This window comes from Amycolatopsis palatopharyngis, assembly GCF_003385185.1.
GTDB classification, from domain to species: domain Bacteria; phylum Actinomycetota; class Actinomycetes; order Mycobacteriales; family Pseudonocardiaceae; genus Amycolatopsis; species Amycolatopsis palatopharyngis.
Window position 1 is genome coordinate 66,602 of sequence record NZ_PQHZ01000001.1, and the last position, 24,673, is coordinate 91,274.

The 24,673-nt window shown below is 67.3% G+C and carries 28 protein-coding genes; 15 read left to right on the plus strand and 13 right to left on the minus strand.

The genetic code is table 11. The features are described from left to right. Nucleotides 1-1,422: an MFS transporter gene (locus D0C15_RS00305; protein WP_116040381.1), complete on the minus strand. Its 1,422-nt coding sequence runs from the start codon at nucleotides 1,420-1,422 to the stop codon at nucleotides 1-3. A gap of 285 nt (nucleotides 1,423-1,707) precedes the next feature. Here D0C15_RS00305 and D0C15_RS00310 point away from each other — a divergent pair, with 285 nt between their 5' ends. The 5 genes from D0C15_RS00310 (at nucleotide 1,708) to D0C15_RS00330 (ending at nucleotide 5,543) form a co-directional block, all read left to right on the plus strand. Continuing rightward, nucleotides 1,708-2,451, plus strand: a complete 744-nt coding sequence (locus D0C15_RS00310) for a GntR family transcriptional regulator (protein WP_116040382.1) — start codon at nucleotides 1,708-1,710, stop codon at nucleotides 2,449-2,451. Nucleotides 2,452-2,485: 34 nt separating this feature from the next. After that, entirely contained in the window at nucleotides 2,486-3,466 is a 981-nt protein-coding gene (locus D0C15_RS00315) for a nucleoside hydrolase (protein ID WP_116040383.1), read from the plus strand. A 16-nt stretch (nucleotides 3,467-3,482) separates the two neighbouring features. Further along, on the plus strand, nucleotides 3,483-4,436 hold the full coding sequence (locus tag D0C15_RS00320; RefSeq protein WP_281270645.1) for a ribokinase: 954 nt from the start codon (nucleotides 3,483-3,485) through the stop codon (nucleotides 4,434-4,436). Nucleotides 4,437-4,541: 105 nt separating this feature from the next. After that, nucleotides 4,542-4,853, plus strand: coding sequence for an NUDIX domain-containing protein (locus tag D0C15_RS00325; protein WP_116040384.1), 312 nt, complete (start codon nucleotides 4,542-4,544; stop codon nucleotides 4,851-4,853). Between the two features lie 171 nt (nucleotides 4,854-5,024). Continuing rightward, nucleotides 5,025-5,543 (plus strand): hypothetical protein, encoded by a 519-nt coding sequence (locus D0C15_RS00330; protein WP_116040385.1) that lies wholly within the window; start codon nucleotides 5,025-5,027, stop codon nucleotides 5,541-5,543. Here D0C15_RS00330 and D0C15_RS00335 read toward each other — a convergent pair. Further along, entirely contained in the window at nucleotides 5,507-5,980 is a 474-nt protein-coding gene (locus tag D0C15_RS00335) for a MarR family winged helix-turn-helix transcriptional regulator (protein WP_116040386.1), read from the minus strand. The two genes, D0C15_RS00330 and D0C15_RS00335, sit on opposite strands and share 37 nt — an antisense overlap. Before the next feature lie 113 nt (nucleotides 5,981-6,093). On the opposite strand from D0C15_RS00335, the gene D0C15_RS00340 reads away from it, so the two are divergent. After that, nucleotides 6,094-7,200 carry an epoxide hydrolase family protein gene (locus D0C15_RS00340; RefSeq protein ID WP_116040387.1) on the plus strand — a complete coding sequence of 369 codons (1,107 nt, stop codon included), beginning with the start codon at nucleotides 6,094-6,096 and terminating at the stop codon, nucleotides 7,198-7,200. 68 nt (nucleotides 7,201-7,268) lie between these two features. Here the strand turns inward: D0C15_RS00340 and D0C15_RS00345 are convergent, their stop codons facing one another. From D0C15_RS00345 to D0C15_RS00355, 3 genes are all read right to left on the minus strand, one after another. Then, nucleotides 7,269-8,111: an L-histidine N(alpha)-methyltransferase gene (locus D0C15_RS00345; protein ID WP_116040388.1), complete on the minus strand. Its 843-nt coding sequence runs from the start codon at nucleotides 8,109-8,111 to the stop codon at nucleotides 7,269-7,271. A 110-nt stretch (nucleotides 8,112-8,221) separates the two neighbouring features. Continuing rightward, on the minus strand, nucleotides 8,222-8,815 hold the full coding sequence (locus D0C15_RS00350) for a helix-turn-helix domain-containing protein (RefSeq protein WP_116040389.1): 594 nt from the start codon (nucleotides 8,813-8,815) through the stop codon (nucleotides 8,222-8,224). 41 nt (nucleotides 8,816-8,856) lie between these two features. After that, entirely contained in the window at nucleotides 8,857-9,315 is a 459-nt protein-coding gene (locus tag D0C15_RS00355) for a pyridoxamine 5'-phosphate oxidase family protein (RefSeq protein ID WP_116040390.1), read from the minus strand. A gap of 174 nt (nucleotides 9,316-9,489) precedes the next feature. Between D0C15_RS00355 and D0C15_RS00360 the strand changes: the two genes are divergently transcribed. The 3 genes from D0C15_RS00360 to katG all read left to right on the plus strand — a co-directional run bounded on the left by D0C15_RS00360 (nucleotide 9,490) and on the right by katG (nucleotide 13,245). Beyond that, on the plus strand, nucleotides 9,490-10,443 hold the full coding sequence (locus D0C15_RS00360) for an AraC family transcriptional regulator (protein ID WP_116040391.1): 954 nt from the start codon (nucleotides 9,490-9,492) through the stop codon (nucleotides 10,441-10,443). A 73-nt stretch (nucleotides 10,444-10,516) separates the two neighbouring features. Continuing rightward, nucleotides 10,517-10,945, plus strand: a complete 429-nt coding sequence (locus D0C15_RS00365; RefSeq protein ID WP_116040392.1) for a Fur family transcriptional regulator — start codon at nucleotides 10,517-10,519, stop codon at nucleotides 10,943-10,945. A 23-nt stretch (nucleotides 10,946-10,968) separates the two neighbouring features. Beyond that, nucleotides 10,969-13,245, plus strand: a complete 2,277-nt coding sequence (katG, locus tag D0C15_RS00370; protein ID WP_116040393.1) for a catalase/peroxidase HPI — start codon at nucleotides 10,969-10,971, stop codon at nucleotides 13,243-13,245. Between the two features lie 220 nt (nucleotides 13,246-13,465). Here the strand turns inward: katG and D0C15_RS00375 are convergent, their stop codons facing one another. Continuing rightward, on the minus strand, nucleotides 13,466-13,846 hold the full coding sequence (locus D0C15_RS00375) for a DoxX family protein (protein WP_116040394.1): 381 nt from the start codon (nucleotides 13,844-13,846) through the stop codon (nucleotides 13,466-13,468). A 218-nt stretch (nucleotides 13,847-14,064) separates the two neighbouring features. On the opposite strand from D0C15_RS00375, the gene D0C15_RS00380 reads away from it, so the two are divergent. After that, the gene (locus tag D0C15_RS00380; RefSeq protein WP_116040395.1) at nucleotides 14,065-14,961 is read left to right on the plus strand and encodes an RNA polymerase sigma-70 factor; all 897 of its coding nucleotides are present in this window, start codon (nucleotides 14,065-14,067) and stop codon (nucleotides 14,959-14,961) included. A 109-nt stretch (nucleotides 14,962-15,070) separates the two neighbouring features. Further along, nucleotides 15,071-15,580 carry a DinB family protein gene (locus D0C15_RS00385; protein ID WP_116040396.1) on the plus strand — a complete coding sequence of 170 codons (510 nt, stop codon included), beginning with the start codon at nucleotides 15,071-15,073 and terminating at the stop codon, nucleotides 15,578-15,580. 40 nt (nucleotides 15,581-15,620) lie between these two features. On the opposite strand, the gene D0C15_RS00390 is transcribed toward D0C15_RS00385, so the two are convergent. The 4 genes from D0C15_RS00390 to D0C15_RS00405 all read right to left on the minus strand — a co-directional run bounded on the left by D0C15_RS00390 (nucleotide 15,621) and on the right by D0C15_RS00405 (nucleotide 18,669). Then, a complete protein-coding gene (locus D0C15_RS00390) occupies nucleotides 15,621-16,358 on the minus strand; it encodes a Crp/Fnr family transcriptional regulator (protein WP_211323031.1) in 738 nt (245 codons plus the stop codon). Beyond that, nucleotides 16,351-16,635 carry a thioredoxin family protein gene (locus tag D0C15_RS00395; RefSeq protein WP_211323032.1) on the minus strand — a complete coding sequence of 95 codons (285 nt, stop codon included), beginning with the start codon at nucleotides 16,633-16,635 and terminating at the stop codon, nucleotides 16,351-16,353. Before D0C15_RS00395 ends, D0C15_RS00390 begins: the two co-directional genes overlap by 8 nt. Beyond that, entirely contained in the window at nucleotides 16,632-17,096 is a 465-nt protein-coding gene (locus D0C15_RS00400) for a hypothetical protein (protein ID WP_116040397.1), read from the minus strand. The genes D0C15_RS00395 and D0C15_RS00400 overlap by 4 nt, the downstream gene beginning before the upstream one ends. Nucleotides 17,097-17,262: 166 nt before the next feature. After that, nucleotides 17,263-18,669 (minus strand): dihydrolipoyl dehydrogenase family protein, encoded by a 1,407-nt coding sequence (locus D0C15_RS00405; RefSeq protein ID WP_116040398.1) that lies wholly within the window; start codon nucleotides 18,667-18,669, stop codon nucleotides 17,263-17,265. Nucleotides 18,670-18,931: 262 nt separating this feature from the next. On the opposite strand from D0C15_RS00405, the gene D0C15_RS00410 reads away from it, so the two are divergent. From D0C15_RS00410 to D0C15_RS00420, 3 genes are all read left to right on the plus strand, one after another. Continuing rightward, nucleotides 18,932-20,305 (plus strand): dihydrolipoyl dehydrogenase family protein, encoded by a 1,374-nt coding sequence (locus D0C15_RS00410; protein WP_116040399.1) that lies wholly within the window; start codon nucleotides 18,932-18,934, stop codon nucleotides 20,303-20,305. Nucleotides 20,306-20,404: 99 nt separating this feature from the next. Beyond that, a complete protein-coding gene (locus tag D0C15_RS00415) occupies nucleotides 20,405-20,767 on the plus strand; it encodes a DUF427 domain-containing protein (protein WP_116040400.1) in 363 nt (120 codons plus the stop codon). 7 nt (nucleotides 20,768-20,774) lie between these two features. Next, nucleotides 20,775-21,455, plus strand: coding sequence for a glutaredoxin family protein (locus D0C15_RS00420; protein ID WP_116040401.1), 681 nt, complete (start codon nucleotides 20,775-20,777; stop codon nucleotides 21,453-21,455). A 67-nt stretch (nucleotides 21,456-21,522) separates the two neighbouring features. Here D0C15_RS00420 and D0C15_RS00425 read toward each other — a convergent pair whose 3' ends face one another. The 3 genes from D0C15_RS00425 to D0C15_RS00435 all read right to left on the minus strand — a co-directional run bounded on the left by D0C15_RS00425 (nucleotide 21,523) and on the right by D0C15_RS00435 (nucleotide 23,348). Next, a complete protein-coding gene (locus D0C15_RS00425; protein WP_116040402.1) occupies nucleotides 21,523-21,912 on the minus strand; it encodes an SRPBCC family protein in 390 nt (129 codons plus the stop codon). 2 nt (nucleotides 21,913-21,914) lie between these two features. Next, nucleotides 21,915-22,478: an HAD-IA family hydrolase gene (locus D0C15_RS00430; protein ID WP_245975492.1), complete on the minus strand. Its 564-nt coding sequence runs from the start codon at nucleotides 22,476-22,478 to the stop codon at nucleotides 21,915-21,917. 252 nt (nucleotides 22,479-22,730) lie between these two features. Continuing rightward, complete coding sequence (locus tag D0C15_RS00435) at nucleotides 22,731-23,348, minus strand: TetR/AcrR family transcriptional regulator (protein WP_116040562.1); 618 nt, start codon at nucleotides 23,346-23,348, stop codon at nucleotides 22,731-22,733. Between the two features lie 228 nt (nucleotides 23,349-23,576). On the opposite strand from D0C15_RS00435, the gene selD reads away from it, so the two are divergent. After that, nucleotides 23,577-24,656 carry a selenide, water dikinase SelD gene (gene selD, locus D0C15_RS00440; protein WP_116040403.1) on the plus strand — a complete coding sequence of 360 codons (1,080 nt, stop codon included), beginning with the start codon at nucleotides 23,577-23,579 and terminating at the stop codon, nucleotides 24,654-24,656. Nucleotides 24,657-24,673 lie beyond the last annotated feature (17 nt).

Below are 24,673 nucleotides of genomic sequence, written 5' to 3' on the forward strand. Positions count from 1 at the left end.
CTACCTCCTGATCTCGGTGTTGTTGTTGCGGTGGGCAGGTTTGATCAGCAGTGCGGACACGAGAGCCAGCACCACGAACGCGGCGGAGGACCACAGGGCGGCGTGCAGCCCGTCCGCGGTCGCGGCGCCACCGGTGGTCGCCGCGTTGACGACGCTGGCGGCCACCGCGATGCCGAGCGAGGCTCCGACACCGAAGCAGGCGCCGTTGATGCCGGGAAGCGAACCGGGCTGGTCCGGGGGCGCGGATTCGACCGCGAGTCCGTTCAGCGCGGTCAGGCTGTAGCCGGTGTAGGTGATTCCCAGAATCGCGAGCACGGTGAACACGAGCCAGTGCGCCTGCGGGAACAGCACCAGTGGCGCGAACACGACCGCGGTCCCGACGGCACCGACCAGGACCGAACGCCGCCAGCCGATACTGGGTCCGAAGTGCCCGGCCAGCGGTGCGGCGATGACGCCGAGCAACGACGCGGGCGCGAGGAACAGCAGCGCCGAGGTGGTCGCCGACATCTCGTACCCCGCGCCGGGGGTCTGGGTGAGCAGCGGGATGGTGAAGTTGAGCATCCCGAACACCCCGGCCAGGGTGAACACGGTGCTCAGCAACAGCGGCCAGACCCGCCTGGAAGCCAGAGTGGAAAGGTCGATGATCGGGTTGGCGGTGCGCTTCGCGGCCCTGCCGAACAGTCCAAGGCAGAGCAACCCGCCGAGCAGCAGGGTCAGCGTCGGCAGTGCGGTCCAGCCCCAGTTGCCGCCCTCGTTCAGGGCCAGCAGCACGCCGGTCAGGCCGAGGCCGAGCAGGGCCGCACCCTTCCAGTCCATCTTCCCGGTCGCCACACCGGTGTCCGGCACCGAGAAGTACACCGCGACGATCGCGATCAGGGTCAGCACGAGCGTGATCAGGAAGATGCCGCGGAACCCGATGGTGTCCGCCACGAAGCCACCGATGATGGTGTCGATTCCCGCGATCCCGCCGTTGACTGCCGTGACGATCCCCAGGGCCCTGCCGAACTGCCGCGGCGTGAGGGTTTCGTGCAGGATCAGGTAGGCCAGCGCGAACGCGCCCGCCGACGTGCCTTGCAGCATGCGGCCGACGACGAACACCTCGATGTTCGGAGCCAGTACGCACACCACTTCGCCCACTACCAGGACCGCCAGCGTGATCAGCAGTATTCGCCGGCGGCCCACGTGGTCGGACAACCGGGCGAGGGTCACCTGCCCGACCGCGGCGAACAGGAAGAACAACGTCTGCGCCAGTCCGGCGGTTCCGCTGCTGGTGTTCAGGCGCTCGATCACGTCCGGGAGCGCGGGTGCGAGCATTGTGGCGTTGATCTGGTATCCGGCGACAGCCAGCACCAGGGCTGTGAGCAGCCAGGCGTGCCGAACCGGTGGCGCGGCGACAGCCGACGGGTCGTAGACCTTCGTCATGAGAACCTCCACCTCGACGATGAGGTCGGACAGGAAAGGGGGTCGGCCGCGGCTTGGTGGGCGGCCGGAAGCTGGTGACCGGCCTCCGGGGATGTCCCGAGCCGCCACATGTCTGACAACTGCACGATGTTGAGTGAAGGGTCTACCGATCCTGAGGTCCAGAAGTCAAGAGGTTCACGCAGCTTTTTGCGGAGAATCGGGCACTTCCGGCGAAACGCGGGGAGTTGACGAACATCCCTGACTTCTCTAACTTGTCTGACATCAAACGAACCGAGGGAGTGGACCGTGGCGCTGAGACGACCGCAGCGGCGACCTGTCGTCGAGCTCTACGAACGGATCCTTGACGCGGTTCGGTCGAACATCTATCCCCCGGGTTCGACGTTGCCGTCCGAACCGGAGCTCGCAGCTTCGCTCGGCGTGAGCCGTCCAGCACTGCGGGAGGCCCTGATCCTGCTGCAGGAAGACGGCATGATCACAGTTCGGCGCGGGGTCGGTCGCACCGTGAGCGAGCGCCCCGCCCGCCGGGGTTTCGAACGGTTGCAACCGATGGAAGCGTTACTCGGCGAGGACAGTGCCAAGGTACGGCCGCTCACCCGCGCCGTGGAGGAGCCGACCGATCTGGTGATGCAGCACCTGCCGGTCCCGGCGAGCTGCGAAGTGCGGTTCTGGGAAAGCGTGATCGACGTCGACGGCATACCGGCCTGCCTCGTGGAGGAATGGTGTGTCCCGGACGAGGCACTCGCCGAGATCGACCCGGCGCTGCCGGAGGCCTTGCGAGCGGGCGAGCACCGCCCGCACACGATGCTGCACACGCTGGCCGCCGCCGACCCGCATCTGCCGTTGACCGGTGCGAGCACCGTGACCGCGACGGTGCTCGGCCGCCGCCGGGGCACCGCGTTCGAACGCTCCTCGGACACCCCCGTCGTACTCGTCACCCAGGTCGTCTCACTCGAGAGTGCTCCGCTGCTGGCCGCGAAGTACGTGCTGCCCAGTGGCGCGCCGAGTATCGCCGTACGTCAGTCCCGCTGATCCGCTTTCACGCGGACCATCCCGAAAGGCACCGATGACACCGAAGGATCCGTTGCTGGTCGACTGCGATACCGGCATCGACGACGCACTGGCGTTGCTGTACCTCCTCGGTGACCCCGACGTCGACCTGCGCGCGGTCACCGCGGTGTTCGGCAACACCGACGCCGGCACCGCCGCGGAGAACACCCTGCGCGTGCTCGAACTCGCCGGACGTCCGGACATTCCCGTGGCGGTCGGAGCGCGCAGCAACTGGCGCGGGACGGTGCACCTCGCGCCCCATGTACACGGGCACGACGGTCTCGGCGGTACCGGTCTCCCCGCACCGGCCCGCTCCCCCGGCACCGAGCCGGCGGCCGAGCTGATCGTGCGCCTTGCCAGGGAGAACCCCGGCAAACTGCACGTGCTGGCCATCGGCCCGTTGACCAACCTCGCGACCGCCCTACTGCTGGAACCGGAACTCCCGGAACTCGTCGGGCACGTGACGATCATGGGCGGCGCGGTCCACCACCCCGGCAACGTCACACCGGCGGCGGAGGCCAACGTCCACAATGATCCCGAAGCGGCGCGAATGGTGCTGCGCGCGGGCTGGGACGTGACACTGGTTCCGCTGGACGTCACCATGAACGAGGTGCTCACCGAGCAGCACTGGCACCGGCTCCGAACGGGCGGCACGGCGATCGCCCGTTTCGCGGCCGAGATCCTGAAGCACTACCTCGACGTCTACCAGCGCGACGTGTTCGGGGTCCGGTGCGCGGCCTGCCACGACCCGCTCGCCGCCGCCATCGCGGCCGGTGACGTCTCACCGGTACTGGCGCCGAAGGTCACAGTCGACGTGGACACCGGTGACGGTCCCGCACGCGGCAGCACCATCGCCGACACTCGCGGCCGCCACCGCGGGTTTCCGGACCAGGACGGCGCCCGCGTGCGTGTGGTGCTGCAGACGGACGGGACCTTCGCGGACCGGTTGGTCGAGCGGCTGGGCGGCGCTGCCGACCGTTCCCTGGACGTCGCGTGACAAGGAGGGACCAGCGGTGAGCTCAGTTCCGGCACACGGTGACGTCGACGTCGCCGTGGTGGGCTCGTTGAACATGGACCTCACGGTCCGCGTGCGGCGGCACCCCCGTCCCGGGGAGACGGTGTCCGGCTCCGCGCTCACGCTGAGCGCGGGCGGCAAGGGCGCCAACCAGGCGGTGGCTGCCGCCCGGCTCGGTGCCCGCACGGCGATGATCGGACGGGTGGGCAACGACGCACACGCGGATACGCTTCTGGACTCACTGACAGCTGACACCGTCGACACCACGCACACGGTGCGGGACACGGAAGCCCCGACAGGGACCGCGCTCATCACCGTCGCCGACAGCGGAGAGAATCACATCATCGTCTCCGCGGGAGCGAACGCACATGTGTCCTCCGTGGACATCGATGCGGCTCGCGCGCTACTCGCGTCGGCGCGCGTGGTGTCGCTGGTCCTGGAGATCCCCGTCGACACCGTTGTCGCTGCCGCACGCGCCGCCCGGAGCTCCGCCAGGATCGTGCTGAACCTCTCCCCTGTCACCGAACTGCCCACCACGGTACTGGCACTGGCCGACCCGCTGATCGTCAACGAGCACGAGGCGCGGGAGCTCCTGCGGAGCCACGGGATCACCGGCGAACGCGGTCCCGGCCAGGCCGGGGGCCTGCTGGGACTGGGAGTCAGATCGGCAGTGGTGACCCTCGGCGCGGACGGTGCGGCGATAGCGGAAGCCGACCGGGTCCAGCACATCCCGGGACTGCGGGTCGACGTGGCCGACACGACGGGCGCGGGAGACGCCTTCACCGCGGCACTGGCCTGGCGCCTCAGCCGGGGCGACACCCTGGCGGATGCGGCTCGCTACGCGATCCATGTCAGTGCGTACAGCGTCGGCAGGGCAGGCGCGCAACCGTCCTACCCGACGGCGGATGTGCTCGCCGCGGGCGGATCACCCATGATCTCGCCGTCGAGTTAGCCGCCTTCGGCAAGTCAGTCCGATTTGGACGTCCGCAGCGGTTCGGCCTTCTGGTTCCGGCGATGTGGCCGGCCATACCATCTCCGATATGAACTACATCGCTTCATGGATCCGGGTGAGGCCTTTGAGGACACAGGTCGCAGGGAGGTTCGTGAAGAGATCGGCGTCGACATCGACGAACTCGAACTGCTCGGCGTGTTCTCCGGCCCCGAATACTACTATCGCTACCCGCACGGCGATGAGGTGTTCAATGTGACCGTCGCGTACACCGCACGCGTGGCCGGTGGTGAGATCAGGCCGGACCACGCCGAGATCGGCGAGGCGACGTTCTTCGAGCCGGCCGAGCTCCCTGCCGACATCCTCGGCCCCGAAAGGCCCATCGTGGACAAATACCTCGGCATGGCGGAAACGAGCTAGTCGTCACCGGTGGCAGTGCGGCTGCTCCCAGCGCCGGTCGTGACCATTCGCTTCGGCTTGGCCATCCCCGCTGACCACGGAAAGAAGATCTCGCGATGCGTTGAACCGCCGACGCGATCCGCTCGTAGACCCGAGTGAACGCAACACACGCTCGTGTCGAAGGAGAGAACGATGCTCGCAGGTAAGGCCCGTCGCGTGCTGGTCACCACCGGTGCCCTGGCGGCGACCGCCACCGCCGTCGTATCCGGATCGGTCGCGGTCGCGGATTCCGATTCCGATGACACCCCGGTGGGGCTGGAGGTGTTCTCCCCGCGCGGCGGTGACAACGCGGGGGTCGGCGGTCGCGGCTGGTTCGTGGATCTCGCGGTCGACTACCCGAGTCTCGACGCCGCCGGTTTCTCGGGCCCGCAGTTGTCCGGGCCCGCCGCACACGACAACACCGCACCCTTCCCCGGTACCTTTTCGCCCGGCCGGGACGACCGCCTGCCCGGCCTCGTCGTGCTGGTTTCGACGACCAGTGCCACCCAGCCCGGCTTCTCCGGTCCAGGAACCAACCTGGCGAACCTGTTCAACACCACTGGCGTCACAGACCGCACCGAGGACGTGGCGCAGATCTGGGACACCTGGATCGTGGGGGCGCCCGCGGGCAGGCGTCACGGCGTTTCGGCGGAGCCGGCTCGCCGGTTGTGATGGTCCAGGAGTGTGGACAGCAGCTCGGTCAGCCGCTGCCGCTCCTCGAGTGACAGCGGCGCAAGCAGCGTGTCCTGGCATTCGGCCAGTTGCTTCTCCAGTCGCCGCAGCCGCCGCCTGCCCGCGCCGGTCAGCGAGATGATGTTGCGCCGTCGATCGGCAGGGTCCAGGGTGCGCTCGACCAGCTCGAGTTCGGCGAGTTCGTTGATCGCCGCGACCATATCGCTGACGTGGATGCCGCTCCTGCGGCCCAGTTCGGTCTGGCTCGCCGGGCCGAACTCCTCCAGCGTCGCCAGCAGGCGGAAGTGGTAGCCGCGGGCGTGGACGGACGAGAACCCGTCGGCCACCAGTCGGTGCGCGTGGTTGGCGGTCTGGGTGAGCAGCCAGCTGGGCAGGCTCTTCCACCTGGCGGACGAGTCCTCGGATGTGTTCTCCACGTGGCGAGTCTAGCGGATCGTTGGGTGGACCAATGATTGTGCTATCGTTTGGCAAGTAAATGTTTGGCGAACAAATATTTATCCACCAAATTACTTTCCCTGGAGCGCAGATCATGATCAAGCCGTTGCTCATCGACATCCCCCAGGCCGACCTCGACGACCTCGCCGACCGGCTCTCACGTACGCGTTGGCCCAACGAGGTCGCCGGCGCGGGGTGGGACTACGGCTTTCCACTGGCCCGGCTCAAGGAACTGGCCGAATACTGGCGCACCGGTTACGACTGGCGCGCGCACGAGGCCGAACTCAACGAACTCGCGCACTTCACCACCGCGATCGACGACCAGAACATCCACTTCGTCCACGTCCGATCGTCGAACCCGGACGCGCTCGCACTGATCCTCACCCACGGCTGGCCGGGTTCGTTCCTGGAGTTCCTCGACGTGATCGAGCCGCTGTCACGCGACTTTCACCTGGTGATTCCGTCCATCCCGGGTTTCGGGTTCTCCGGGCCGACCCAGGAGCGCGGCTGGGATATCGTCCGGGTCGCGCGGGCATGGGCCGAGCTCATGCGCCGCCTGGGGTACGACCGCTTTGGCGCGCAGGGTGGCGACTTCGGTTCTGGCATCTCAATGGCGCTCGGCGCGGTAGCTCCCGAGCGGGTCGTTGGTGTGCACGTCAACTACCTCCCGGCAAGGCCGGTTCCGGATACCGGCATCGAACTGTCCGAAACGGATGAAGCTCGACTGGACAAGGTCAGACAGCTGATGGCGAATCGTCCGCCGTACCAGGCTTTACAGGCCACCACCCCGCAGACCATCGGTTACGCACTGACCGACTCGCCGGTCGGCCAGCTCGCCTGGATCGCCGAGCGCTTCGCACAGTGGACGGGCCCTCGCTCGCACATCAGTGACGACCGGATGCTCACTGACATCTCGCTGTACTGGCTGACCGCCACGGCGGCCTCCTCGGCGCGACTACATCGCGACACCCCGCGCCGCACCGAGCCGTGCCCGGTACCGGTTGGCGTGGCGGTGTTCGCGCACGACATCACACAGTCGGTGCGACCGCTGGCCGAGCGGCTGTACGACATCAGACACTGGTCGGAGTTCGATCGCGGCGGCCACTTCGCCGCGATGGAGGTGCCGGATCTGCTCGCCGAGGATGTCCGGAACTTCTTTGTCACCCTCATCAAGGACGCCGACATCCTCCCGACGTACTAGTCGCCGCCGGCAGCAGAATCCGCTCGGTCCCGGTGGTGTGTCTGACTACCGGTCCGGGCCCGGTTCGCTCAGGTGCGGCGTGCTGACCACGCGGTGCGTTCCGTACGAACCGCGAGGTCTTCGCGGCGCAGGATGCTGTGGGGGCTGTTGGTGTCGAGCAGCTGGTCCAGCGCGACGAGGTCCTCGGCCGATACCGCTTCGGCCACGGCCTCGCGAATGCGCCGCAGACCGCTGAGCGCGTAGTGGCCGACCGCGGCGGAGCGAGAGTGCTCGAGGTTGACACTGATCGTGCGTTCGCTCTCCACGGTGAAACCGGCGGCGGTCAGCTTGGGGCCCCAGTTGGCGCCTCGATGGGGTAAGTGCTCGGTATGCGAACGCTCGCTCGCGAGGTGGCAGCGTTCCTCGAGGCCGGGACGGTTCTCCGGAGCGTCGGCAGGCAGGAACCGGGGAAAGCCGGCGAGTTCGACGACGGCGAGCAGACCACCGGACGCGAGCATGTCGTGGACCTGGTGCAGGGCAGCCTCGGGATCGGCCAAGTGATGCAGAGCTGCGGATGCCCAGACAAGATCGGGCTTGCCCAGGTCGGGCCACGCCGCGTCGAGATCGGCCTGGACCGTGCGCACGCGGTCGGCGACCCCGCGTTCGAGGGCCTTCTCCCGCAGTCGGTGCAGGTGCTCGGCCGAGACGTCGATGGCGGTCACGTGCGCCTCGGTGAAGCGTGCGAGCAGGGCGAAGGTACCCGCACCGGTCCCACAGCCCAGATCCGCGATCTCGCGGGGACTCGTCCCGACGGGCAGCGAAGCGATGATGTCCGCGATGTGCTCCGCGAGCACTTCCGCGTCGAGATCGAGAATTTCCGTCTGGCCGTCGACGTCGTGCCGATACCCGTGGTCGTGCGTGTCGGATTGCATGACGCCACGGTAAGAGCGTCATGCGCGTGATGCACCAGTGCTTGCCGATACGGCAAGGCGATCGGTGTTCCAGCGGCTGGAGACGCAAGTGACCGTAGGCCGGAAGCTGGTCACTGTGCACCGCGCTCTCCCGGAGCGGACTTCTCGTCGGTTTGGTGCCCCCGACGGGCGTCGCGATCGAAGATGCCCAAGATCTCGCACGGACCGCCCTCGGCGCCGATCGCGTGCGGAAGCATGGTGGGAAATTCCGCGGCTTGGTTGGGCTCCATCCGGAAGCGGCGGTGCCCGAGCAGCAGGACGGCGGTGCCGGAGAGGACGACAAGCCACTCCCGGCCCGGATGGGCGCGCATGCGCGCGGGGTTGTCCGGAGGCGGGTTCGTCATGCGCTGACGCACGACGGTCATTCCGGGATCCGCCTTGATCGGCCACCGCATCAGCCCGTGGGCCCCGTCGATCATCGGGTGCGAGATCACGTCGTCGGTGTCCGTCTCGACCAGCTGGTCGAGAGATGTGTCCAGAGCGCGGGCGAGCGTGACGAGTTGATCCAGGGCGAGGCGGCGCTGTCCGGTCTCGATCCGGCTGAGCGAGGACGGACTCAGCCGCGCGCGGGTGGCCAACTCGTCCAGGGACCAGCCCTGCGCCACCCGCAGGGCACGGATCCGTTTTCGTACCAGGCTGTCCAGCTCACCGTCGCCTTGCGTCATAAACATGAGTCTATGCCGACGACGCAAGACGATCCCGGACCTCAGACGAGACCGGCATCCGGTGACACCTTGCTGTACATGTAACGGCTGACCGTCTCCGGGTGGATGACGAGACGGACCTTGTCCATGGCCAGGATTTCGGCGAGGTCGTCGGCGCGTTCAGGGGCGTCGGGGCCCCAGTAGCGAGCGGCCAGGCGAGCGCACAGTTCGCCTGCTCCGTCGGATTCCACGGTGGTGCGGCCCGTAACCGACACCCAGCGCTCACGTTCACCCACCGGGGCGGTCACGACGATCGAGGCTCGGGGGTCACGGCGCAGCCGCCGGATCTTCAGTGAGTCCGGCTCGGTGAACAGTTGGATGGTGCCCTCGCCGGTGGCCTCGAACCACACCGGCCGGGGCTGTGGCGGGAGCGGCCCCTCGGCCACCGACAGGAAACCGTGCAGCGGGCGATTGAGGAACTCGAGGTCCTCGGTCGTCAGTGAACTGGCTTCGGCGCTCATCGCGGGCCTCCGTATACGAGCGGAATGTTTCCGAGGTCATGAGTCCGGCGCCGACTCATCGGTTGTTCCGAAGGCAGTGGCGCCGTTACCCATGAGCCGATTGAACACGGCCTACTCGGACGCGCCCATAGGCGAGAAGCCGGATCACCTGTGTCTTCGTCTAATCTCGTCGAGATGGACGTGTTCAGCGACCTCATCCGCCGCGTACGAGCTCACGGATCGTTGTTCGGCACCTCGACACTGTCCCCACCCTGGGCGCTGCACTTCGTGGACGGCGCGCCGCTGACCCTGTGCACCGTTCTCAGCGGGGCGGGCTGGATCGTGTCGGAGCACCATCCACCCGAGCCGCTTCGCGCCCGCGAAACGATCGTCGTGCGCGGTCCTGCGACGTTCACCTTCGTCGACGAGGTCGATACCCGGGCCGAACCGGTGGCGTACGGCGAACACTGCGCGACCTCGGAGCAGGGCGGCACCCGGCACCGGCGCGGCTGGAACGACCGCGGCGAGAACACTCGCGGCATCCCTGGTGCGACGACCTTGATCGTCGGCGCCTATCCGGCCAGCGGCGAGATCAGCCGCCGGCTGCTCGACGTGTTACCCGTCGTGCTGCGCGTGGACGCCGGGGGCACGGCCGACCCGGTCCTGGACCACCTCGCCGCCGAGGTCGCCGTCGACACCCCGGGCCAGCAAGTAGTACTCGACCGGCTGCTGGACTGGATGCTGGTCTGCACACTGCGCGAATGGTTCGACCGGCCCGACAGTGGGTCCCCTCCCTGGTGGGCCGCCCAGCGGGACCCGGTGGTCGGCGGCGCGCTGCGCCTGCTGCATGCCGATCCGGCGGCACCATGGACCGTCGCCGGACTGGCCGAACACACCGCGGTGTCGCGCTCGACCCTGGCCAAGCGGTTCGCCGACCTCGTTGGCGAACCGCCGCTGACCTATCTCACGCGCTGGCGTATGACGCTCGCGGCGGAACTACTGGTCGAGCAGCAGACCGCGACGATCGCGGACGTTGCCCGCAAAGTGGGCTACTCCGACCCGTTCGGGTTCAGCGCAGCGTTCAAACGTGTCCGAGGCGCCAATCCAAGCGAGTTCCGCCGCAAGGCGACCACCGCTGGCCAGAGCTGACGAACGGCTCTCCGCGGCGCCGCGCTCCAGACAATTCTTGACTCACTCCAGACAAGAGCATTAGGCTGGTCGCGTGACGTCCGGTTTCGAGACGCAGTTGCGGGCGGTCTCGTTGCGCGTAACCCGCCCCCGGTTGGCGGTGCTCGCTGCGCTGCACGACCACCCGCACGTCGACACCGAGACGGTGATCGCCCTGGTGCGGGACGAGGTTCCCACGGTTTCCCACCAGGCGGTCTACGACGTACTGCGGGCGCTCACCGATGCCGGCCTGGTTCGGCGCATCCAGCCTGCCGGCGCGCTCGCTCGCTACGAGTCCCGCGTGGGCGACAATCACCATCATGTCGTGTGCCGCTCCTGCGGTGCGATCGCGGACGTCGATTGCGTCGTCGGCCACTCCCCCTGTCTCACCGCCTCGGATGACCACAATTACGTGATCGACGAGGCGGAGGTCGTCTTTTGGGGCACCTGCCCCGACTGTGCGGCCAAACCCGCCCCTCGATGATCCGCCAGTTCGGAAGGAATTAGATGAGCGACACCCCGGACAACGTCCCATCCAGCGCGCAGGGAGTGGACCAGAAGGCGGCGGCCGGCTGCCCGGTGGCCCACGACTCCGTCACCGCGCAAGGTAGCGAGAGCGAGAACCCGGCGATCGACTCGCCGACGCCGAAAACGGGTGGTCGTCCGCGCACGAACCGGGACTGGTGGCCCAACCAGCTCGAACTCTCGGTGCTGCACGCCCACTCCTCGAAGGTCAACCCACTGGGCGCGAACTTCAGCTACGCCAAGGAGTTCGCCAAGCTCGACGTCGAGGCACTCAAGCGTGACATCGCCGAGGTGCTCACCACTTCGCAGGACTGGTGGCCGGCCGACTTCGGCCACTACGGCGGTCTGATGATCCGGATGAGCTGGCACGCCGCGGGCACCTACCGTATCCATGACGGGCGCGGCGGCGCCGGCGACGGCGCCCAGCGTTTCGCCCCGCTCAACAGCTGGCCCGACAACGCCAACCTGGACAAGGCGCGTCGGCTGCTGTGGCCGGTCAAGGAGAAGTACGGCCAGAAGATCTCCTGGGCCGACCTGATCGTGCTCGCCGGCAACGTCGCCCTCGAATCGATGGGGTTCAAGACCTTCGGCTTCGGTTTCGGCCGCGAGGACACCTGGGAGCCCGAGCAGATCTTCTGGGGCCCTGAGGACGACTGGCTCGGCGACGAGCGCTACGTCACCAACTCGGAGATGGTGCCCGACCTGGGCGCGACCGAGATGGGCCTCATCTACGTCAACCCCGAGGGACCTCGCGGCAACGCGGATTTCCTCGCGGCGGCCCACTTCATCCGGGAGACCTTCGGCCGGATGGCGATGAACGACGAGGAGACCGTTGCCCTCATCGCCGGTGGCCACACCTTCGGCAAGACCCACGGCGCGGGCAACGCCGACGACCACGTCAGCGCGGAGCCCGAGGCCGCCCCGCTTGAGGCACAGGGCCTCGGCTGGCTGAGCACCCACGGCAGCGGCAAGGGTGCCGACACGATCACCAGCGGTCTCGAGGTGACCTGGACCGACCGGCCGACCGAGTGGAGCAACCGCTTCTTCGAGATCCTCTTCGGCTACGAATGGGAACTCAGCACGAGCCCGGGCGGCGGCAAGCAGTACGTCGCCAAGGACGCTCCGGAGATCATCCCGGACCCGTACGACCCGAACAAGAAGTACAAGCCGACCATGCTCACCACCGACTTGTCGCTGCGCTTCGACCCGACGTACGAGAAGATCTCCCGCCGCTTCCTGGAGAATCCAGACGAGTTCGCGCTGGCGTTCGCCAAGGCCTGGTACAAGCTGCTGCACCGCGACATGGGCCCGGTCGACCGCATTCTCGGACCGTGGGTCCCCGAGGCACAGCTGTGGCAGGACCCGGTGCCGGCCGTCGACCACGAACTCGTGGGCGATGCCGACATCGCGGCGCTCAAGGCGAAGGTGCTCGAGTCCGGTCTCTCGACCGCCCAGCTGGTCACCACGGCCTGGGCTTCCGCGGCGAGTTTCCGGTCCACCGACAAGCGCGGCGGTGCCAACGGCGCCCGGATCCGCCTCGAGCCGCAGCGCAACTGGGAGGTCAACCAGCCAGAGCAGCTCGCCGGAATCCTGGAGACCCTCGAGGGCATCCAGCGCGAGTTCAACGACGCGGGTGGCGCGAAGATCTCGCTCGCCGACCTGATCGTGCTGGCCGGCTCGGCCGCCGTCGAGAAGGCGGCCCGGGACGCCGGTGTCGAGACGACCGTGCCGTTCCACCCTGGCCGCACCGACGCCAGCCAGGAGCAGACCGACGCCGAGTCGTTCCAGGTTCTCGAGCCGCGAGCCGACGGATTCCGCAACTACCTGCGTTCCGGGGAGAAGCTCCAGCCGGAAACGCTGCTCGTCGACCGCGCCTACATGCTCAACCTGACGGCGCCAGAGATGACCGTCCTCGTCGGTGGCCTGCGTTCCCTCGGGGCCAATGCCGGTGACACCAAGCACGGTGTCCTCACCGAGCGGCCCGGAGTGCTGACCAACGACTTCTTCACCAACCTGCTCTCGCCGGGCACCCGGTGGAAGGCGGCGGAGTCCGAGGAGCACGTATACGAGATCCGCGATGCGGCCACCGACCAGGTGAAGTGGACCGCCACCGCGGTCGACCTCATCTTCGGCTCCAACTCCCAGCTGCGGGCCCTCGCTGAGGTCTACGCCAGCCAGGACGCCCGCGAGAAGTTCGTGGCCGACTTCGTCGCGGCCTGGACCAAGGTCATGGAGCTCGACCGGTTCGATCTCGCCTGATACGGCCGCAAAGAGAGGAGCCCGGTCGACCCACCAGTGGTCGACCGGGCTTCTCTCTGTCGCCGCAGAGCAGCTCGATACACGATCGACGGCACGCCGGGCCTGTGCCTCTCCGCGGGTTTTGTCCTCGTGCGTGCAGGCGAGGGAACAGGAGAAAAATCCAAGAGCGATGCCGTATAGGTCGTTATACGCCTGATCGAGCGGCATCTCCGGTCGCCGATCAGAAGGGTGCGAGTCCGAATCGGCCCCAAGCCAGGAAACCGGCGAGGGCGAGGTAGCCAAGGTCCACCGCCATGAACCTGAACTCGCGACGCCGGATTCTGGTGAGTACCGCGCCGGTCATGAGCAGCACCAGCCCGACAGCCGCCAGCGGCACCAGGACCGGTGCGATATCGAGCGCGGCCGGCAGGATCAGCCCCACCGCGGCCAGGACCTCGAGCGCACCGATGCCCCTGACGCCGCCGGCGCTGAAGTCGTCGACCCATCTCGCGCCCGATGACACGGCCGCGATCCTCTCCTTGGGCATGATCAGTTTGCCGCCACCTGCGACCAGGTAGACAACGGCAAGCAGTCCGGCGATGATCCACAGACTGAGGTTCATGAGGCGTCTCCTTGACGTTGCGGGCGACTCTCGTGTGGCGGCAGTGCCGATCGGTGCCGCTTCGGGTCGCGGTCAGCTGTTCGGACACCAGATGCCCGCGGCGCGACGCTTGTGACAGCACCCGTACATGACGCGCGTCACGAAGCGGCGTTGTCACACAGGAGCGGGATCCGGCGTCTTGTGGTCGGCACACGCAAACCGATGCGACAGGAGCCGCTATGAGCGAGGGTGATCGTCCGGATCTCGCGACCGAGGCGTTCGTCGTCCACCGCAACCTGCTGTTCACCGTCGCCTACGAGATGCTGGGCTCGGCCGCCGACGCGGAGGACGTCCTGCAGGAGACCTGGCTGCGGTGGTCAGGCGTCGACCTCGGGACCGTACGGGACCAGCGCGCTTACCTGGTCCGGATCACCACCCGCCAGGCGCTGACCCGGCTGCGCACACTCGGCCGCCGCAAGGAGTCCTACATCGGCCCCTGGCTGCCCGAGCCGCTGCTGACCACGCCCGACGTGGCCGAGGACGTCGAACTCGCCGACAGCGTTTCGATGGCGATGCTGCTCGTACTGGAGACGCTCACGCCGACCGAGCGGGCGGTGTTCGTACTGCGCGAGGTCTTCGACGTCCCCTACGACGAGATCGCCGAAGCCGTCGACAAGGCCCCGGCCACGGTCCGCCAGATCGCCCACCGGGCCCGGGGACACGTCGCCGCGCGCCGCCCGCGCGAGGTTGCCACCCCGGCCGAGACCAGAGCCGCGCTCCAAGCCTTCCAGTACGCGGTCCAGACGGGCGACCTGCAGAGCCTGGTCGACATCCTCGCGCCGGATGTCGTCGCACTCAGCGATGGCGGCGGAGTCAGACAAACGCTGCCACGACCCATCGTGGGTGCGGACAGGGTCGCGCGCGTGCTGGCCGCGGGCCTGGCGAAGGTCGGCGCCCAGATATCGCTCCACCCGGTACAGGTCAACGGCCATCCGGCCCTCGTACTCCAGCTCAACGGCGAACTCGACACGGTACTGACGATGCGGGTCGAGAACGGCCTTGTCACCGGGCTCTACTTCGTACGCAACCCGGAGAAGCTGTCACGGGTGGAGCGGGAGACCAATCTGAGCCGTTGAGAGTTTCTGGCCTGCGACGCCGTGAAACCGCTGAGCCACGATCATGACGGAGGGAAGCTGCGTGAATAACCGCGGGACATGGGCAGGGTGACACTGACACGATGATCAGATGCGAATCGATCCTGAACCCGCCGGCTCGGAAATCTCCCTGCTCGGGCAGTATCTCGACTGTCAGCGCGAGACGATGCTGGCCAAGGCCGACGACCTGACCCAGGAGCAGCTGGCGCAGGAGCACGCGCCTTCCGAGCTGACCCTGGCCGGGTTGCTGTATCACCTGGCGCTGGTCGAGGAGAATTGGCTGGAGGTCCGCTTCGCCGGGCTGCCGGAGCGCGAGCCCTGGCGCGGCGTGGACTGGGATGCCGACCCCGATTGGGAGTTTCGCACGGCCCGTGACCTGCCACCGGAAGAGGTGCGGCGACGCTACAGGGAAGCCTGTGAGCGCAGCCGCCAGATTCAAGCCGAAGCGACCGGACCGGACCAACTGTCGGTACAGCCGCTTCGCGACGGCCGCCGCTTCTCACTGCGCTGGGTGCTTCTCCACCTCATCGAGGAGACGGCACGCCACGCCGGGCATGCCGATCTCCTTCGGGAGGCGATCGACGGCAAAGTCGGCGAGTAGCGAACCGGCTGTCCCATCACGGGACCCAGTCAGACACGCCTTAGTCCTGTTCGGACGTACTACCGGAAGCCGGAGGCAGGTGGACGCCGTCGGCGAAAGCGGCCAATCGATGCTCGTCGTGGATGATGATCTTGCCTCGGCGCAGATTGATCAGGTTGTGTTTCGCGAGCTCACCCAGTGCGGTGGTAGTGCGTTCGCGGGTGGCGCCGACCAGCGCACCCAGTTGCTGGTGGGTCAGCCGAATCGGATCCTCGGGTGTGTGCCGGGCCAGCTGGCAGAGGGTGGCGGCCAGACGTTCACCAAGGGCTTTGCAGGTCAGGTCCGTCAGGCGGTCTTCGAGGTCGGCGATGCGGACGGACAGTTGTTCGGCGACGCGCAGGGCGATGCGGTGGTCGGTGAACACCAGCTCCCGGACGTCGTTCCGACTCATCAGGCACAACTCCGTGGGTTCCAGGGCCTCGGCCCAGGTCGCACGCATTCGTAGCCCCAGCAGATCCATCTCGCCGAACACCGTGCCAGGGCCCAGCACGGCGGTGGTGACACTTCTGCCGGCCCTGGTGATCCGATGCAACCGGATCCGCCCGCGTTTGATGATGAACAACACCGGGGTGGGCTGCACCGGGTTGTAGACGATCTGTCCCGCCGGAACGGCGCGCATCGGGGCATGCGCGCCGAGCGCGGCGATCTCGCGGCGCGACAGGTCGCGGAACAGGTCGACCTCGGCCATGCAGTAGTGCTCGTCGGCCGGAGGTTCTGCGGGTGGCATCAGATCAGTCATCGTGACCTTTGGCGTCATGGGTGTCCAGCCGGCGGAGCAAGTCCGTCAGATCCGGATTGCCCAGTGAGATCACCTCGCCGCCCAGCACGTAGGTGGGTGTGCCGATCACCCCTGGCGGCAGCGGCTCATCCGGCTGATCCGACAGATCGATCACCTCGATGGGATGGTCGGGGCGGGCCTGCCGCACCGCCTCGGCGAGATGGCGGGCGGTGCGGCAGCCTGCGCAACCGGGGGCGACATAGACCCGCAGTGCCGCTTGTCCACTGTGGATTGTCACGAGTGGGCGCGGCGCCGCAGTCCGTAGAGCACGGCGGCGGTGATCAGGCCGAAGATGGCGTGGCCCATCAGGCTCATCCACTGATCCGTCTCGACCACGAACACCATGTCCCGCATCATCGGATCCGCGGTCACGCTGAGCCAGAGCGGCATGAGAATCAGCGCACCGAGGACCCACCAGATGACGCCGTAAACCATGCCGGCACCGAGCACCGGGCCGATCTTTCCGGCGAAGTTCCAGGCAAGCAGCCCGAAGACAGCTCCGATGACCGCCGAATTGACCAGATGCACCAGGAACCCGACGACGGCGTTCTCGACACCGACGAGCATCCCGATCATCGGCAACATGTCCATCATCGCCATGAGCATCCCGAACACGACGCCCCCGACGATCCCGGCGACTGCTCCGCTGCCTGCCCGTGAGACCAAATCAGACTTCGTCGGATGTGCGGTTGTGGACACGATCGACTCCCTTCATCTCCACCGCCGGGAATCGGCGGTGGATTGCGAGCCTTGTCCAGTCAGCGGGCACGGTCGGTTACCTCGGTTACACAACGAACCGCCGTCATACGATCGTGACTAGTCCAGCGGGAGTTGCGACCATCTTCGGTTACCGGCAGCTCAACGACTACCCGAGACCGCGGTCGGCTTCCAGCATGCGCAGCCACACCTCGCTCATCGTCGGGAACGCGGGAACAGCGTGCCACAGCGTTTCCATCGGTACTTCGCCGACGATCGCGATGGTGGCGGCGTGCAGCAGCTCGCCTGTCCCCGGACCGACAAAGGTCGCCCCCACGACGACACGACGTTGCTGGTCGATGACGAGCTGCGCGCTGCCCTGCACACCCTGACCGTGCAGGGCGCCACCGGCGACGCTTCCGACGTCATGGCGCACGGTTCGCACGTCGATCCCGGCGTCGCGGGCCTGCTGCTCGGTACTCCCGACAGCGGCGATCTGCGGGTCGGTGAACGCGACCCTGGGTACCGCCCGGTGGTCTGCCCATGCCCGCAGGTCCTTGCCTGCGATGATGTCCCCGACCAGCCTGGCCTGGTACTTGCCCTGATGAGTGAGCAGTGCCCTGCCGTTGACGTCACCAGCGGCGTAGAGCCATCCACCGTCCACGCCCTGGACCCGTAGCTGATCGTCGACCTCGAGGAAACCGGCGGCTCGCACGCCGACCGTGTCCAGACCGATGTCCTCGGTGCGGGCCCTGCGTCCCACCGCGACCACCAGTTCGTCACCCACCAGCTCGGTTCCGTCATCGAGGACGAGTGTCACCGGCCCATCGGCAGCCTCTCGCGCCGCACGCGTTGCCTTCGCCCCGGTCAGCACCCGGATACCTTCCGCATCGAACGCCCCCGCGAGCTCCTCGCCGACGAACGGTTCCTCAGCCGACAACAGCCGATCCGCCATCTCGACGATCGTGACCTCTTCGGCGCCCAAGCGGCGATAGGCCTGCGCCATCTCCGAGCCGACCACTCCCCCGCCGAGCACGAGCAGCCGGGGCGGTATCCGCTTCGCCGCGGTCACGTCCCGGTTGTCCCAGCTATGGATGTCGCGCAAGCCCTCGATCGGCGGCACCGCGGCCGCCGAACCGGTGGCCACCACCACCGCGTGTCGCGCGGTCAGAACGATCCGGGCTCCGTCCGCGGCCTCCACCTCGACCGCACGCGCACCCGCCAGCCTGCCATGACCGCGGACCACGTCGACATCGACGCCGGCCAGCCACTGTGCCTGAGACTCGTCATTCCAATTGCTCGAGAACTCGTCCCGGCTGTGCAACGCGGCCTCGACATCCACCGAACCGGTCACCGCCGCGGCCGCCGCCGGAACCCGCCGCGCCGCGGCCAGTGCCTCGCCGGGGCGCAACAGTACCTTGCTCGGAATGCATGCCCAGTACGAACATTCACCGCCGATCAGTTCGCTCTCCACCACCACCGCAGTCAGCCCGTTCTCCCGGGCGTAAGCTGCCGCGTTCTCTCCGGTGGATCCACCCCCGATCACGATCACGTCGTACTGCCGCTGCTCAACCATGCCGTTCCTCCCGTCATCGCCTCGCCGGCGTCAGCACCGAAACCGGTACCCACGCCCGCATGTTCCCCCCGCCCGAGGCTAGGCCGCGACGAGGACCGGCGCACCTCAGTCACTACCGGAGCAGCCGGACGAGACCAGCCGGAACTCGATCACGCACCGGTATTCCTCGATCGGGTCGGTATTTGGCGTTCGTGCTCGCGGGTACTCACGCTTGGTCCGGATCGATGATCGATGTTGTCAGCGAGCGGAAGGATGATCGAACGTGGTCGAACGGTATGACACGGTGGTGATCGGCGGCGGGATGGCCGGACTGCCGATGGCCCTGCGGGCGTCGCGACATGGGCGGGTCGCGTTCGTGGAGAAGGAAGAACTCGGCGGTACCTGTCTCAATCGTGGATGCATTCCGACCAAGACGATGATCGCCTCGGCCGATCTGGCCCACCAGGTCCGGCGGGCCGCGGAGTTCGGTGTACGGGTGGGTGCCGCCAGCGTGGACCTGGCCGCGGTGGTGTCCCGTAAGAACGAGATCGTCACCTCGATCCGCAACGGTTCCTACCGGGCGGTCGAAAAGGCGGACAGCCTCGACTTCTACCCAGCGGAGGGCCGGTTCGTCGGCGGGCGCCGATTGCGGGTCGAGCAGACCGAGTTGGAGGCTGATCGGATATTCCTGGTCACCGGCACGCGAACGAGCAGGCCACCGATCGACGGGCTCGCCGACGTCCCGTATCTCACGTCCCGGACGTTACTGGATCTCACCGAGCTTCCAGAGCACCTGATCGTGGTCGGCGGCGGCTACATCGGCAGCGAGTTCGCGCAGATGTTCCGGCGCTTCGGCGCCCGCGTCACCATCATCCAGCGTGCCGATCGGCTGCTGCCAGGTGAAGACCCGGACATCTCCGCGGCCGTTGCCGAAGGTTTCGTCGCCGACGGCATCGACGTACGCACCGGTACCAGTTGCGTGGCGGTCAGCGGGCGTGCCGGCGATATCCGCGCCGGATGTTCCGGGGACGCGACCGAGGAGGTCAGGGGGAGCCATCTGCTCCTCGCCGCCGGTCGAAGTCCCAACATCGACCACATGGGACTCGACCACCTCGGCCTGCAGCCCGGCCCCTCCGGATTCCTTACCGTCGATTCCACGTTGCGCACCACGGCCGAGAACGTGTGGGCGCTCGGCGACATCCGCGGCGGGGAGATGTTCACCCACACCGCCCGCGACGACGCTGACGTCGTCTACCGCCAGACCTACCGTGGCCAGGACCGCAGCATCTCCGACCGGATCGTGCCCCACGCCGTGTTCGTCGACCCCGAAGTCGGCTCGGTGGGACTGACCGAACCCCAAGCCCGCGCCGCGGGCTACGACGTGATCGTCGGACGGCAGGAGTTCAGCGGCGTGGCCAAGGCCCGCGCGATGGGCAACACCCGAGGTCTGATCAAGTTCGTCGTCGACGCGACGACCGACCGCATCCTCGGCTGTCACATCGCCGGCCCCGACGGCGGCAATCTCGTCCACGAGGCAGTGATCGCGATGAACACCGGCGCCCGCTACACGGATCTGGCCAAGGCCATACACATCCACCCCACCCTGGCCGAAGGCGTCAACTCCGCCGCGGGCGGAGTACACCGGCCCGCGGGATGAGCGAAACCTCTCTACCTGTCACCCCGCTGACAATCCACGTGCGACCCACCGCCTGTCCATGCTGTTGTGGACACTGTCGGTCTATCGAGGAGGCCAGTGATGCTGCGTGCTGTGTTGAACGGGATAGTGCTGGCCGAGGCCGCGAACACGGTTCGCATCGAGGGCAACCACTACTTCCCGCCGGGTTCGGTGAACCAGGAGCAACTGACCAAGAGCAGGATGAAGTCGCTCTGTCCGTGGAAGGGCATCGCCAGCTACTACCACCTCGCCGCCTACGGCGAGACACTGCGCAACATCGCCTGGCACTATCCGCATCCCAGTCCGCTCGCGCGGGGGATCAAGAACCACGTCGCCTTCAACGGTTTCGTCACGGTCGAAGGACAGCCCGAGGTCCAGCCCGCCGGCGACCAGGACGAGCACCACGGTCTCCGGCGGTTGTTCGGGCGCACCAAGACACGGTGACCGGCGAATGACCCGGTCAGTCACCGTCTACTGGCGCCCCGGGTGCCCGTACAGTTCGCGCCTGCTCAATGACCTCGACCGGATCGGACTGCCGATCCGGAAGATCGACATTCGGCAGGACCCCGTGGGGGCTGCCCACGTGCGGTCGCTGGCAGTTGGGAACGAAACCGTCCCGACCGTCGTCATCGGCGACGAGCACGCGATGGTCAATCCCCGGCCGGCCGAGGTCGTGGAAGCAGTCCGCGCGCAAGCTCCTGGCCTGTTCGACGAGATCAGTTCTGCCGGCCTCGCGAGGATCGCGAACGGCTCCTGGCAAGCCGGTCTGGGCTTTTCGGCCTTCATGGCAGTGATCTGGCTCGCGCTGGCCATGTTCAACCCCACGACCACGTATCACTTCGCGCCGGTGATCGTGGCGGCCGCATGGCCGGCGGGCCGCCGGCTACACGCCGCCCGAGCGCTACCGGACCGGCCCGCGGTGACGACAGCACTCGGTGGCGGCCTGCTCGCCCTTGCCGCCACCGCGCTGCTGTCGACCCTCGACGCATTGGCGGGCCCCGCACTCTTCGGCCTGCCCGATGGGCTCAGCGAAACCCTCGCCGCTGTCGCGTTGGGAGTGTGTATCGGTGTCACGTTCGCCGTCGTCCGGCGTGGCGGTAAACCAGCCCAGCGGGGGCACGAAAAGCCCTGAACCCGCGGCACGAGCAGGCCTCCCGGTTATCCGTGCCCGAAAGGCCTGCCGCCGGGGCGGAGTCTGGTCACCTGCTCTCGCAGTACTGTTTCAGCCCCTGCAGCCCCTCCTCGATGACCGGGCCCAGTGTGTCGGCGATGGCGTCCGGCCGCACCTCCGTGGTGTAAACCACCATGGACTCTCCGCCGTCGGCGAGCACGTCCACGGTACCGAGGTGATCCTCCGCCGGAACTCCGCCGGTGATTCGGTATTGGAAGCGGCGCAGTTCCGGGTCATTGCTGACGATGTCTTCGGTGAGGCGCGTGCCGTCGGCGAGTTCACAGTTTCGCGCCGACTCCGATGCGGATGAAGTCTTGATCGCCGGAAACCATGCGGCGATGTTTCCGGCGTCGCTGACCACGTTCCAGACATCCTCGGCTGGACGATTGATTCGGGTATGGGAACGTACAGTCGCCATTGCTACTCCTTTGTGGTGATTGATGATTCGTGTTCGCCGCCCTCAAGGGCGAGCAGCCCGTGTGCCACTTCGACCAGATCCTTTCCGACGACGTCAGGCGGGGCGAACACGTCGGTGAAATGTTCTTCCAAACGGCTGGCCCAGCCAGTGGTGAGCCCAGCGCGTCGTGCTCCGTGACAGTCGAACGCGTGTACAGCCACAAGTGCCACCTGTGCTCCACGGCGGCCGATCTTCTCCTGGGCGTACTCGTACACGACCGGTGAAGGCTTCCAGCAGTGCACATCCGCCACGCTGATCACCTGTTCGATATACGACTCCAATCCGGCACGGGCCAGGAAGTCGCTGGTGGTCTGGGCGGCACCGTTGGTCAGGCAGACCATGTTGATGTCGTTGTCGGCCAGTACCCGCATAGCCGGTTCGACGTCGGGGTGTGCGGGGAGTTCACTGAATCCGGAGAGGACATGGCCGACCTCGTCGCTGGTGACACTCCGATCGGTCAGTCCGCGCAATGCCGCGGCCGCAACTGTCGGAAACGGTTCGTAGTCCCCGGCCAGTGTCAACGCCATCCCCGTTGCGCAGGAGCCGGTCGAACCATTGTTCCAGCAGTTCGCCACCGAGGCCGATGTCGAGGAAGCGAGCCCGCAGTGGTTCCAGCGACATCAACGTCTCCACCACGTCGAACGCCACGACGGTGGGACGGGCGGGCATCACGCCCTCCAGTTGTGCGACACCAGAACCGGTGTTCGCCTGGCCGGCGAGCGACGCTCGTCCTGAACGATGAACTCCGTCATCAGATTCCTCTCCTCCATGGGCGATGGCTACCGGGGCCACGTGTCGGCGAGCACTCCAGGACCGCGCAGAGCGTTCAGCGCGGCAGCGACCGCACTGCGCAAGGTCGCCTCGTCCGCACCGGTCCGCGAACGCAGGTTCACGCCGTGCGCGAGCAGTGCCAGCTGCTCGGCGGCACCGTGGAGATCCACATCCGCCCTGAGCTGTTCGCGATCAGTCGCGGCTCGTAGCGCCGCGCTCAGCGCGGAGACGAGCCGGTCATTGTGTTCGACCAGCACATCGGCGATCGCGTTCTCCTGCCCCTGCGCATCGGCCAGCAGGTTGGTGATCAGGCATCCCCAACGTGCGCGCGGACCCACACAACGTGCCGTGATCAACCCACCGAAGAAATCCGCGATGGCCGGTAAGCCTCGTCGGTCGGCTTGCAACGCACCGAACACAGGCGCGGCCTGTTCGGCCAAATACCGCTGGATGGCGGCAAGACACAGATCCTGCTTGCTACCGAAAGTCGCGTACAGGCTCGACCGGCCCACGCCAGTGACGTCCACAATGTCCTGGACGCCGGTGTTGGCCCAGCCTCGTTGCCACAGCAGCTGCTGCACCGTGCCGACCACCGCCGATGGATCGAAATGCTTCACATCCGCCACGGCGTTCACCTCCAAGCTGGACCGCTCGTTTCAAGTTAATCCTCAATCCGGCCAAGGGCAACGGCACGATCGCGCCGCATAAGGGAAACTCGCAGGTCGAACGGTCGAAATCGACCACGCGGAGGTGGCTCACACCAGGCAACACTGTCGGCGTGCGGACAGTCTCCCTGGACACCATCGCCTGTCGTGGTCTCCTTACCCTGTCGTTGTCCCAATGGGAGGTTGTTCATGAGCGCGTCCGTCGAACCAGTAGTCAAGTTGACGTCGCTGTCCCGCGGCGCGGGCTGCGCCTGCAAGCTGCCACTGGCGAAGCTGGAGTCCATGTTCGCCTCGCTGGGAGCGAATCTCGACTCCGCCGACGGGGATCTGCTCGTGGGGGCGCTGGAAGGCGATGACGCAGCCGTCTACCGGCTCGATGACGAACGGGCGATCATCCTCACCACCGACTTCTTCACGCCGATCGTCGACGACGCGTACGACTGGGGCCGGATCGCCGCGGCCAATGCGCTCTCCGACGTGTACGCCATGGGCGGTCGGCCGCTTATCGCGGTCAACCTCGCCGCATGGCCCGGCAGTGACCTGCCGATGGACCAGCTCGCCGATGTCCTGCGTGGCGGCGCGAGCGTCGCGGAGGAAGCCGGCTGCCTCGTCGTCGGTGGCCACACGATCGACGACCCCATCCCGAAGTACGGCATGGCGGTGGTCGGCCTAGCCCATCCCGATCGCTTGTTCCAGATCGACGCACTCGCCCCCGGGGACAACCTCGTACTCACCAAGGCCGTGGGCACGGGGGTGATCTCGACCGCGATCAAGAACGGCAGCGCGAAGGACACCTGGATCGCCGCCGCGATCGCCTCGATGACCAGCCTCAACGCGGATGCCAGCACGGTCGCCTCCGAGATGGGCGTACGCGCGGCGACCGACGTCACCGGATTCGGACTGCTCGGTCACCTGCACCGGATGGCACGCGCCAGCGGTGCCGCCGCCGAGATCGACGCGTCCGCGGTACCGGTGCTCCCTGGCGCGCGCGAGGTCGTGGCGGCGGGATTCGTCCCAGGCGGTACGCGCGCGAACACCGAACACCTCAGCGATGTGGTGCACCTCGACGAGGATGTCCCCGCTGATCTCGCGGTATTGCTCCACGACGCACAGACCTCCGGCGGCCTGCTTCTGGGCGTGCCGGCCGGGGTCGACGTGGCGGGTGTCGTGCGGAAGCTGACGGAACGGAACCTTCCCGCCGCACACGTCGGGCGAGTGACCGAAGGCGCGCCCGGACACGTCAGCGTCCGCGCGGAGTCGCGGAGCTAGCCGACGCCTTCGGAGTT